This is a genomic window from Pseudomonas onubensis (assembly GCF_965653655.1).
GTDB lineage: Bacteria > Pseudomonadota > Gammaproteobacteria > Pseudomonadales > Pseudomonadaceae > Aquipseudomonas.
Genome location: NZ_CBFHAZ010000048.1, coordinates 33,171 through 44,365 on the forward strand (window position 1 = coordinate 33,171; position 11,195 = coordinate 44,365).

General features: G+C 59.4%; 10 protein-coding genes and 1 tRNA gene. 3 read left to right on the plus strand and 8 right to left on the minus strand.

Annotated elements, in window-relative coordinates; all coding sequences use genetic code 11:
* Window positions 1–381 precede the first annotated feature (381 nt).
* From ACTD9P_RS16820 to ACTD9P_RS16830, 3 genes are all read right to left on the minus strand, one after another.
* Window positions 382–1,710 carry a tyrosine-type recombinase/integrase gene (locus ACTD9P_RS16820; protein WP_438868576.1) on the minus strand — a complete coding sequence of 443 codons (1,329 nt, stop codon included), beginning with the start codon at window positions 1,708–1,710 and terminating at the stop codon, window positions 382–384.
* A 164-nt stretch (window positions 1,711–1,874) separates the two neighbouring features.
* Window positions 1,875–1,950: transfer RNA gene (locus ACTD9P_RS16825), tRNA-Thr, on the minus strand.
* Window positions 1,951–2,077: 127 nt separating this feature from the next.
* Window positions 2,078–2,311: a DUF2790 domain-containing protein gene (locus ACTD9P_RS16830; protein WP_017138663.1), complete on the minus strand. Its 234-nt coding sequence runs from the start codon at window positions 2,309–2,311 to the stop codon at window positions 2,078–2,080.
* 412 nt (window positions 2,312–2,723) lie between these two features.
* Between ACTD9P_RS16830 and bcsQ (ACTD9P_RS16835) the strand changes: the two genes are divergently transcribed.
* Window positions 2,724–3,602 (plus strand): cellulose biosynthesis protein BcsQ, encoded by an 879-nt coding sequence (gene bcsQ, locus ACTD9P_RS16835; protein WP_438868577.1) that lies wholly within the window; start codon window positions 2,724–2,726, stop codon window positions 3,600–3,602.
* Window positions 3,603–3,769: 167 nt separating this feature from the next.
* Window positions 3,770–4,669, plus strand: a complete 900-nt coding sequence (gene bcsQ / locus ACTD9P_RS16840; protein WP_438868578.1) for a cellulose biosynthesis protein BcsQ — start codon at window positions 3,770–3,772, stop codon at window positions 4,667–4,669.
* 241 nt (window positions 4,670–4,910) lie between these two features.
* Here the strand turns inward: bcsQ (ACTD9P_RS16840) and ACTD9P_RS16845 are convergent, their stop codons facing one another.
* The 5 genes from ACTD9P_RS16845 to ACTD9P_RS16865 all read right to left on the minus strand — a co-directional run bounded on the left by ACTD9P_RS16845 (window position 4,911) and on the right by ACTD9P_RS16865 (window position 9,119).
* Entirely contained in the window at window positions 4,911–6,098 is a 1,188-nt protein-coding gene (locus ACTD9P_RS16845) for a methyltransferase (protein ID WP_438868579.1), read from the minus strand.
* Window positions 6,079–6,768 (minus strand): ABC transporter permease, encoded by a 690-nt coding sequence (locus ACTD9P_RS16850; protein WP_058422651.1) that lies wholly within the window; start codon window positions 6,766–6,768, stop codon window positions 6,079–6,081. Before ACTD9P_RS16850 ends, ACTD9P_RS16845 begins: the two co-directional genes overlap by 20 nt.
* Window positions 6,769–6,806: 38 nt before the next feature.
* Window positions 6,807–7,502 (minus strand): ABC transporter permease, encoded by a 696-nt coding sequence (locus ACTD9P_RS16855; protein WP_056860685.1) that lies wholly within the window; start codon window positions 7,500–7,502, stop codon window positions 6,807–6,809.
* A gap of 77 nt (window positions 7,503–7,579) precedes the next feature.
* Window positions 7,580–8,332, minus strand: coding sequence for an ABC transporter substrate-binding protein (locus tag ACTD9P_RS16860; protein WP_438868580.1), 753 nt, complete (start codon window positions 8,330–8,332; stop codon window positions 7,580–7,582).
* 13 nt (window positions 8,333–8,345) lie between these two features.
* Window positions 8,346–9,119 carry an ABC transporter ATP-binding protein gene (locus tag ACTD9P_RS16865; protein ID WP_017138656.1) on the minus strand — a complete coding sequence of 258 codons (774 nt, stop codon included), beginning with the start codon at window positions 9,117–9,119 and terminating at the stop codon, window positions 8,346–8,348.
* Window positions 9,120–9,673: 554 nt separating this feature from the next.
* On the opposite strand from ACTD9P_RS16865, the gene gabP reads away from it, so the two are divergent.
* Window positions 9,674–11,065 carry a GABA permease gene (gene gabP / locus ACTD9P_RS16870; RefSeq protein ID WP_017138655.1) on the plus strand — a complete coding sequence of 464 codons (1,392 nt, stop codon included), beginning with the start codon at window positions 9,674–9,676 and terminating at the stop codon, window positions 11,063–11,065.
* The last annotated feature ends 130 nt before the right edge of the window (window positions 11,066–11,195 follow it).

An 11,195-nucleotide genomic window follows, 5' to 3' on the forward strand; every position in this document is an offset into this window, starting at 1 on the left:
GAGTTGCCGCAGTGGGCACACTGGTAAAAGTAGGCATCCATCACATCGCTGTGACCGTGCGAGCCGCCGGACGCTAATCGCACTTTGGGAGAACCACCACGGTGTGGCGTAGCCTTAAAGGTTCTGGCTACCTGGGTTGCTGTCAACGACAGCGCTTTGCCCGATCTTTTCTACGCCTGTGGATAATTTGGGTCAAGGCTCGAATTTTCGGGGATTCTGCGGCTGTGGATGAAATTATCCACCGGTGGAAATCAGTGGTTTTCCACAGACAATTTGCGTGGGCTTTAGATTTTTTAAATGAGGTCCATCCAAGCAGGGCGGCTTTGCAGCCCCGCTTGGATGGACCCGCGTGGAAGGGCGGACTGCGGCGATCTCATTGGCTTACCCACGTTTGGATGCGCCATTTCTATTTTGTAGGGCAGTGATGTTGTCGCCGACTGGGTGAGCGAACTCGTGGGGAGTCACATGCCCATGGCGGTTGGCGTCGATGTAGTTGCTCCACCACGCCATGATCAGCCGGCGCTGTTCCAGAAATTCAGCTTTGTGGATATACGCGGCGCGCACGCGGTTGCGTTCCTTGTGGCTCATTTGTCTTTCGATGGCTGCGTCGGTCCATAATCCGGACTCCAGCAGGGCGCTACAGGCCATGGTCCTGAAGCCGTGGCCGCACACGTCCTTGCTGGTGTCATAGCCGACGTTGCGGAGCATGGTGTTCACCGTGTTCTCGGACATGGGCTTCCAGTACTTGTGGTCGCCCGGTAGCACCAACTCTGAAAAGCGACTGAGGCTACGCAGGCGCTCCAGTATTTCGATGACCTGCGGCGATAGCGGGACCATTTGAATGTCGCCGTTCATCTTGGTCCCCCGTGTGGAGTTGCGTACCCCTTCAATCGGTGCGCGCGTATCGGGGATTTCCCACATGGCGCGTTGAAGGTCGAACTCACTCCATCGCGCGAAGCGCAGTTCGCTGGAGCGGACGAATACATGCAACGTCAACAGGACGGCAAGGCGCGTCAGCTCGCGACCGTTGTAGTTGTCGATGCGGTGTAGCAGTTCGGGTAGGCGGTTGAGGGATAGGGCGGGGCGATGGACTGTGCGCGGCGCGTGAATCGAGCCTGCCAGATCCAGTGCAGGATTCATGGTGATCTGCCGAGCCCTTTTGGCCCCGCGCATGATGGTGGATAAGTAGTTCTGTACCCTCAACGCCACATCCATGGTGCCGCGTTCCTTGATGCGCTGGGTGATCTCTAGCAGGTCGTGGGTATCAAGTTCTGCGATGGGGCGTTGGCCGATCAGCGGGAAGACGTGGGTGCGCAGTCGGCTCATTACGGTTTTTGCGTGGCCTTCGGTCCAGCGGCGGGACATATCAGCGTGCCACTGCAGAGCAACGGTTTCGAAAAGCAGTGCCGCCCGCTGGGCTACGATCCTGGCCTTTTTCTTTTCTTCCATTGGATCGAGGTTGTCGAGCAGCAACGCCTTGGCTTCGTCTCGCTTACGTCGTGCGACGGAAAGGGTAACGATGGGGTAATTGCCGATGATGAGCGTGCCTTCCTTGCCGCTGGGCTTGGTGTACTTCAAGCGCCAGGTCTTCACGCCATTGGGTTTGACGAAAAGGTACATGCCGCCGCCGTCGAACAGTTTGTAGGCGCGTTCGCGGGTTTTGGCCGTGCGGCATTGCAGGTCGCTGAGGGGGATCGCTAGACGTGGCATAGGGGTACGCGCTCCTGACCGGGAAATCGCAGTACCCCTAACATACCCTCGGGGAAGGGGGATTTTGTTGGATCCCGACGGAGGGTTCTGGAACGAAAAAACCCGCCAAAGGGCGGGTTTTCTGGGCTTCCAGAGCATTCGGTGGAATGCAGTGGAGCCTAATGTGGTGCCGGCACCAGGAGTCGAACCCGGGACCTACTGATTACAAGTCAGTTGCTCTACCAACTGAGCTATACCGGCGTGTTAGGGCGACGATTATAGCGATTGCCAAGCTTCTGTAAACCCCTGAATTCTGACTATTTTTGCAGATACCAAGGTTTTTTTACGCTTGCTGCTTTTTCCTACCCTCGACAGCCTCAAATCCGACTCAATTGCCGTCGCCACACTGGTCGGTAAATTTCATGTACGCCAACACCTGCGTATCGCCTTTAGAGTCCAGATAGGTCATGCGCGCGTTCACCACGCCGCATCCCGAGCGGGTGTCTTCGGTGGTCGACAGCACGCGCTGAATATCCGGCTTATGGCTTGCCTCGGCATGGGCGGTGAAGGTCAAGCCAAGCAGGCTCGCGGCGATTAGGGTTTTCCAGTTGTTGGTGTTCATGGTGATGGCCTCGCAGGTGCAGTGGTGGGGTGAGGCCATTGAATGCCTGGGAGGTATCCGGGCTGTGTCGCGCAGGGCGGGTTTTGTTTCGTTGTGTATGGCGTGTGGATCTGTGTACTTGTTGATACGAACGGCGCGCTTGTATTGGTTAAAAAACACACGGTGATCGCCTAGTGCGTTGTTTTATAGGTGTATATCTCCTGGCAAAAGAAGAGCCATAAAAATGGCGCCATGCCGCTCATCTGAAAGGTTTTGGATACAAACACCAGAATACTGACACCATCACTGTGATATCACACAATGCGGCCCAGTTATTCATTGGCCCAACAGGGAGGAGCAGCCAGTGGGGCGTGCAGATCACATCACCAAGCTATATACCGCGCTGGCTGAGCCTTCTTTGCGGGAGTCGCAGGTGGCGGTGCCTTTTCAGCAGTTGCTGCATCAGCTGAATCAGGGCGCTGCGCCCTATCGCCATGAGGCGGTAGAGGGGCCGCGTGGCGTGGTGTATACGGATGCGGTGGCGCCCAAGGTCGTGGTGGTGGTTTCCGCCACCGGCGGTGTGGGGCGCAGCACGTTGGCGGCCGCGCTTGCCAGTGGTTTGCAGCGCCAGGGCCACCCGGTGCTGGCGTTGGAGTTGGACCCGCAAAACGCGCTGCGCCATCACTTGTGCCCAGGCTTTGATGTGCCCGGCCTGGGCGCTACCAGCCTGCTTAATCAAACCTGGCAAGCGTTGCCTAAACGCGGCTTTGCCGGCTGCCGGCTGGTCACCTTTGGTGAAACCGATGCTGTGCAGCAGCAAAGCCTTAATCGCTGGCTCGGTCAGGACCAGGCCTTTCTCGCCAAGCGCCTGGCCGGGTTGGGGCTCGATGCGCGTGACACGGTGGTGATCGATGTGCCGGCGGGTAATACGGTGTACCTGAGCCAGGCGCTGTCGGTGGCCGATGTGGTGTTGGTGGTGGTGCAGCCGGACGCCGCTTCATTTCGCCGTTTGGCCAAGATGGACGAGGTGCTCGCGCCGTACCTTGCGGGGGCGGCGCCACCTCAGCGGTTTTACGTGATCAACCAGGTCGACGCTGGCCAGTCTTTTAGCCAGGACATGGCCGGAGTGTTCAAGCTGCGCTTGGGCGATGCGGTACTCGGCACCGTCCAGCGTGACGTTTCGGTCGGTGAGGCGCAGGCCTATGGGCGCGACCCGTTTGACCCTGCACTGAATAGCGGCGGCTCCCAGGATGTGAGTGCGTTATGCCGGGCGCTGAGCGTTCGGATGCATTTATCGAGCAATGGCCATTAAATTGACCATTTACCGCTTGTCTAAAAAATGATCAGCAAAAACAGCAAAATAATGACACTTTCCCGCGTCTGTCACAGAATGCTTCACTAAGACGCCCATAATAAGACCTGCGGTAAGTGCCTGCTTGCCGACCTTCACGTCTTTAGCTGCGTCGTGAGGAGCTGCCCATGAGCCTTAGCGAAGAGCTGTTGACGTTGTTCGGCAAGAACGTCAGCCATGATGCCAACGGTATTAATGCACGCATGCACTTTTTTGGCAGCGTGCCCGCAAACGAAAACACCCATCCCCAATCGACTCATCCAGCAGCGCTGCGCCCCAAAGTGGTGGCGTTGGTGTCGATCAATGGAGGTGTCGGCCGCAGCACCCTGGCCACGGCATTGAGCAGCGGTTTGCAGCGCCATGGCGAGTCAGTGGTGGCGCTGGACCTGGACCCGCAAAATGCCCTCCACCATCACTTTGGCGTCAGTGGTACCTTGCCGGGTGTCGGCCGTACCAGCCTGCAGCATGGGCAGTGGAACCCGCTGCAGCAGCTTGGCTTTGCCGGTTGCCAGGTCATTACCTTTGGCGATATCGACATCGAGCAGCAGGAGAACCTTGAGCGCTGGCTCAAGCACGAACCCAGCTGGTTGGCGCAGCGCCTGGCGGCCCTGGGTTTGAGCGAGCGGCAGACGGTGATCATCGATACGCCTGCGGGTAACAACGTCTACTTCCATCAAGCGCTGAGCGTGGCCGATGTGGTGCTGGTTATTGCCCAGGCGGATGCTGCGTGCCTGGGCACCCTTGATCATCTGGATGTATTGCTCGCGCCGCACCTGGAGGGTGAACGCCCGCCGGTGGTGCATGTGGTGGTCAACCAAGTGGATGAAAGCAACGCCTTTAGCCTGGATATGCTGGAGGCGTTCAAACAGCGCCTGGGCAAAGCGCCGTTGGAGGTGCATCGCGATATGGCGATCAACGAAGCGCTGGCGTTTGCGGCCGACCCGTTGGACAACGCCACAAAGCGGCTGGCCGGCGACGATATCAACGAGATTTGCCGCGTGCTGAAGGCACCGAAAAGAACCGCCTAAATCGCGCTTTATGCCCTTAGCGCCAGATGCTTATGCACAATCGGTTGGTCGGGCCTGTCACGAAACAGCCATTTTGTGGAGCCGTTCTCAACACGCTGCAACTGCCTGTTTTGTGTGCGTTTTATTTTGTGAACAAAAAATGACCAGGGTGGGTTTTGGTCTGTAGCGCTGATAGCTACGGACTCTGTAAAGAATTCATCAACAGAGTTATCCACAGGGCGCGTCTAGGAAGTTTCGTCCCTTAATCGCGCTCGGCCAGCATCATCAAGTTGCGCGGCGTTAGCGTGGGTTCGCAGAAGGTGCCTATCTCAACCTTGTAGCCCTGTTCTTTCAAGAACAGCGCGCGATCCAAGACCAGCCACAGTTCCAGCGGCCGCCGAAACAATCCCCTGACCAGCTCCAGGTTGCGCACCTCAGCCAAGCGCCGCCAGCCGTGTGCTTCCAGCGCCGCCCAATCCTGTTCACCTGTGGATAAATCCTTGAGACGCGCCAGTTCCTGGCAGTAGTCAGCGAAGGGTTTATCCAGCCAACCGGCGGGCAAAGACGGCGTGGGCAGGTACTCATCGCAGCCACGCAGTTGGCGTTGCAACTGATCAAAGCCCAGGCGCCGGGCCATGGACGTGTCCCGTTGCTGGCGCACGCGGTTGCCGGCAGTGACGGTTTCGCTCAGTGGTAACCCCAGGTCGTCGACCGAAAGCTGTAGTTGCGAGGCGCGCCCGGCGGTCGACAACGCTTGGTAGCGCTCGGCACCGATGCGGTTATAGCAGCAAGGCGCCAGCGCCAGGCGTTTGCAGCCCGCCGCACTGGCCACGTGCAACAGCCGCACATGCAGGTCGCCGCAGGCATGTAAGGCGACGGGCGTGTGCTCGGCGTTGAGCGCCACATCGGCCATCACGTCTTGCAGGCGATGGGTCACGGCCAGACCGTGATGCTCGCTCAAGGCCTGGCCCGAGGCGATCAGCGCCGGGTCGTATTCAAGGCAAGTCAGTTGTTGGCCGGGTTGCAGCAAGCGCCGGCCGAGGTGGCCTTTGCCGGCGCACCAGTCCAGCCAATGCAGGGGTGTTGCGGCAAAATTCAGTGCGGCGCCGAACGCCTCGATTTGTTGCCATTTGCGCCCGGGCACATCCACGTTCAGGCGATGGCGGGCAGGCTCCAGCGCGTGTGCGGGTAACTTGCCCACAGCGCTGAGCTGCGCTGCCTGAAATGCCAGCTGTGGAAAAGGCGCAGGCGCCGGCAGGTCATACGGGTGGTTGTGACAGGCTTCGGCATCGGCCAGCGAGCGCTGGCGCAGCCACTGGGCCAGCTCGGGGTGCTGGTGTTCCCAGGGTAAGTGCAGGTGCGTAAAGGGCCGTGGTCGCCACAGCCCTTGGTGCTCGATTAGAAACGCATCCAGCGCCGCGAAGCGTGCTTCAACGTCCCTGGCAAGCATCGACGCGCAGCCAGCGTTCGAGCAGTTTGAAGCCACGCACCAGGATGTAGGCCATCAGCAGGTAGAACAGCCCCGCCGCGAAGAAGATCTCCACCGGTAGGTAGGTGCGGGCGATGATGGTGCGCGCCATGCCGGTCAGCTCCAGCAGGGTGACGGTGCTGGCCAGGGCGCTGGCCTTGAGCATCAGGATCACTTCGTTGCTGTACGCCGGCAGGCCGATGCGCGAGGCGCGCGGCAGGATGATGTAGAACAGCGTCTTGGGCTTGGACATGCCCAGGGCGCGCGCCGCTTCGATCTCACCCGGCGGGATGGCCTGGATAGCGCCGCGCAGGATCTCGGCGATATACGCGGCGGTGTGCAAGGTCATGGTGGCCGTGGCACACCAGAACGGATCGCGCAGGTAGGGCCACATAAAGCTGTTACGCACCGCGTCGAACTGCGCCAGGCCGTAATAAACCAGGAACAACTGCACCAGCAGCGGCGTGCCACGGAAGAAGAAAATGTAGGCGTAGGGCAGGGCGCTCACGTACCAGCGGCGGGAGGAGCGCGCGATACCCAGCGGAATCGCCAGCAGCAAACCGGCGATCACGGCGATAGCCACCAGTTCCAGGGTCAGGGTTGCACCCTGGGCCAGTTTGGGCAGCCACTTGATGATCACGGCCCAGTTCAGGCCCAGGTCGAAGTGCGACAGCCAGCTGTAGTCACCGCTCATTGGGTGCTCCTTGCAAAGCCGCGGGCGGCGCGTTTTTCCAGGAAGTGCATGCCGGTCATGGCCAGCACGGTGAGGCCCAGGTACATAAAGGCTGCCACCATAAAGAAGGTGAACGGCTGCTTGGTCACGGTCACGCCGATCTGTGCGTGACGCATGATTTCTTCAAGGCCGATCACCGACACCAGCGCGGTGTCTTTCATCAGGATCATGAACAGGTTGCCCAGGCCAGGCAGGGCGATGCGCCACATCTGCGGCATGATCAAGCGGGTGAAAATTCGAAACTTCGACAGGCCCAGCGCCACACCGGCTTCGCGGTGGCCCTTGGGAATGGCGAGAATCGCACCACGGAACACTTCCGTGGCGTAGGCGCCAAAGCACAGGCCCAGGGCGATAACCCCGGCGGCAAAGGCACTGAGAGACAGGTCGGGGTTACCCAAAAACTCGCCCAGGGCACGCATCAGGTTGACGGTGCCGAAGTAAATCAGCAGCACCCACAACAGCTCGGGAATGCCCCGAACGATGGTCGAGTAAGCGCCGCCCAGCCATTGCAACGGCTTGTACGGAGAAGTCTTGGCCAAGGCGCCGGCAAGGCCCAGCACGAGCCCCAGGCACAGGGCCGTGAGCGCCAGTTTGACGGTCATCAGCGCGCCAGCGGCAAGCGCCGGGCCGAATCCGTAGAGATCGAAATTCATGGTGTTTTCATATCGCGGCAGGCATTGCTGAAAGCCGGCGCGCTACTAGTAGAAGCGCGCCGGTCAGGCCGTTCAGATCATTCGATGCTGAACGGGAAGTACTTGTCGTTGATCTTCTTGTAGGTGCCGTCTGCCTTGATCTCTGCCAGGGCTTTGTTCAGGCGCTCACGCAGCGGGTCGCCCTTGCGTACGGCGATACCGATCTTGTCGCTTTCTACCACCGGGTCGCCTTTGAACTCATAAAGTTTGCCGGCATCACTTTTGAGCCATTCGTACTGCACGTACTTGTCGGCGAGAATCCCGTCCAAACGGCCGGAAGTCAGGTCGAGGTAGGCGTTTTCCTGGGTGTCGTAGAGCTTGGCGGTGGTGTCCGGCAGTTTGTCTTCCAGGTAAGTACCGGCCAGCGTCGCGCGCTGTGCACCGATGATCTTGCCCTTCAGGTAACCGGCGTCGGTCTTGAAGTCGGTTGTGGCTTTAGGTGCGATGAATTGCAGCTTGTTGGAGTAGTACGGGTCGGTGAAGTCGACGGCTTGCTTGCGCTCATCAGTGATCGACAGCGAAGACACCAGGAAGTCGAACTTCTTGGCGTTCAGGGCCGGGATGATGCCGTCCCAGTCGGACACGTACACTTCGCACTTCTCGACTTTCATCTTGGCGCACAGGGCGTCGCCGATGTCTTTGTCAAAGCCCACAACGTTGCCGCTGGCGTCTTTATTGTTGAAGGGCGGGTAGGCCGCTTCGATCCCCATTTTCAAGGTTTCTGCCATGGCCGTGGCGCTGAACGCCATCGAAACGGCCGCGGCCAGAAGGAATTTTTTATAGTTCTGCATGCATGTTGCTCCGTTAGCGGTTGCTGGACATGAATTGTTTGCAGCGCGCCGAAAGCGGGTTTTCAAACACCTGCTGTGGCGATCCTTGCTCTTCGACCAGGCCCTGGTGCAGGAACACCACTTCACTGGAAACCTGACGGGCAAAGCCCATTTCATGGGTGACCAGCAGCATGGTGCGGCCTTCTTCGGCCAGTGCGCGGATCACATTAAGTACTTCCTGGACCATTTCCGGGTCAAGCGCCGATGTCGGCTCGTCGAACAGGATGACTTTGGGCTGCATGGCCAGGGTGCGTGCAATCGCCGCGCGTTGTTGCTGGCCGCCGGACAGTTGCGCCGGGTAGGCGTGGCGCTTGTCGCTGATGCCGACCTTGGCCAGCAAGGCTTCGGCTACTTCGATCGCCTCGGCCTTGCTCTGGCCGAGCACACGGCGGGGCGCCTCGATGATGTTGTCGAGGATGCTCATGTGCGGCCACAGGTTAAAGTTTTGAAACACAAAACCGATTTCGCTGCGCAGGCGGTTGATCTGTTTGCCGTCGGCGGCCATCAGCTCGCCGTTTTTTGCGGCCTTGAGCTTGAGTTCTTCACCGGCCACCAGAATCTGGCCCTGATGTGGGTTTTCCAGCAGGTTGATGCAACGCAAAAAGGTGGACTTGCCGGAACCGGAGGAACCCAGGATCGAGATCACGTCGCCGTCGCGGGCGGTCAGCGAGATACCTTTGAGTACCTCCAGCTCACCATAGCGTTTATGCAAGTTGCGGATTTCAAGCGCGGGCGCGGCCTCGGCCATGTGCGGTCCTCATTGTGTTCAGTGCATTCTTGCTGTTGGGCCGCCTTCCTGGCGAGGCGCCAAGCTAGCATAGCGTTCGGATGGCAGCCAACAGCGCTGCGGACGGTTAACGGGTGGTCTGCGGCAAGGTGTCGCATCAGCGCAGCAGCGTGTCGCGCTATCAACAACCTACAGACGTTCGAACCCGATAAATCCACAGGCTTCGCGTAAAAAAGGGCGCGATGGTGCCAGCTTTGGCCGGGTGTTGGAAGGGTTAACCGGGCAAACGGTCCTTAACAGCCCTTTTATGGAGCGTCACGTACTTTTTGTGTGTGTTTTTGGTGCGTATTTTCGTGCCGCAGGTGGGTCGCACGGTAACGCTATAGCGGAATGCCATTGTTCTCAACGACTTGCGTGAACTGATGAATTGTCCTACAGCCCGCGTCAATCGCGGCCCTGTAACATTTTGGCGCAAATCTTGCGTAAAAAATAAAGAACGCCCCGTTGGATTCTTTTCACGAGAAAGCGTGCAGGCCGGGCGGACCGTTTTCGCAATTCCTCGCAAAGGTGTGTCAATGAGTAGTACGCAAAGCTCCAATGACCTCGAACAGGGGCTCAAACCGCGTCACGTCACCATGCTGTCGATTGCCGGCGTTATTGGTGCCGGTTTGTTTGTCGGCTCCGGCCACGCGATTGCAGCCGCCGGCCCCGCCGTACTGCTGGCGTACGCCGCTGCGGGCACGCTGGTGGTGTTGGTGATGCGCATGCTCGCCGAAATGGCCGTGGCCTCGCCGGACACCGGTTCGTTCTCCACCTATGCCGACCGTGCGATCGGTCACTGGGCCGGTTTCACCATCGGCTGGTTGTACTGGTGGTTCTGGGTGCTGGTGATTCCACTGGAGGCCAACGCCGCTGCGACCATCCTGCATGCCTGGTTCCCCGATGTGGCGATCTGGGCGTTTACCCTGATCATTACCTTGCTGCTCACGGCCACCAACCTGTTCAGCGTGAAGAACTACGGCGAGTTCGAGTTCTGGTTTGCGCTGATCAAAGTCGTGGCGATCGTAGCGTTTGTGATCCTCGGCCTTGCGGCGATTTTCGGCTTCCTGCCGACCAGCCAGGTCAGTGGTGTTTCGCATCTGTTTGACACCCAAGGCTTCATGCCTAACGGCATGGGCGCGGTATTGGCGGCGATCCTGACCACCATGTTCTCGTTCATGGGCACCGAGATCGTCACCATTGCAGCGGCCGAATCGAAGAACCCTGGCCAGCAAATCACCAAGGCCACCAACTCGGTGATCTGGCGGATTGGTTTGTTCTACCTGCTGTCGATCTTCATCGTGGTGTCCCTGGTGCCTTGGAACGATCCGACCCTGGCGGCGGTAGGTTCTTACCAGACCGTGCTTGAGCGCATGGGTATCCCGAATGCCAAGCTGATCGTCGACCTGGTGGTATTGGTTGCCGTGACCAGCTGCCTCAACTCGGCGCTGTACACCGCCTCGCGCATGCTGTTCTCCCTGGGCCGCCGCGGTGATGCACCGGCCGTGGCCAAGCGCACCAACAAAAGCGGCACGCCTTACTGGGCAGTGTTGCTGTCGACCGGCGCTGCGTTCCTGGCGGTATTCGCCAACTATGTGGCGCCAGCTGCAGTGTTCGAATTCCTGCTGGCCAGCTCCGGCGCTATTGCGCTGCTGGTGTACCTGGTGATCGCCGTGTCGCAACTGCGCATGCGCCAGAAGCGCACGGCAGCGGGCGAGAAGATTGTCTTCAAGATGTGGCTGTTCCCGGGCCTGACCTACGCGGTGATGGTGTTCATCGTCGGTACGTTGACCATCATGCTGTTCCAGGAAGCCCACCGCGTCGAGATCATCGCGACCGGCATTCTGAGCTTGCTGGTGGTGTTGGCTGGGCTGTTTGTGGCGAGCCGTCGCAAGGCGCAGAAGGTAGGCGCTGCGGTACTCAATTGATGTGATGAACTGCGGTGCCAGGTGCGCCGCAGTTCAAAAATGTGGGAGCGGGCTTGCTCGCGAAAGCGGTGTGTCAGTCGCCGGATGTGCAGGCTGATACACCGCATTCGCGAGCAAGCCCGCTCCCACA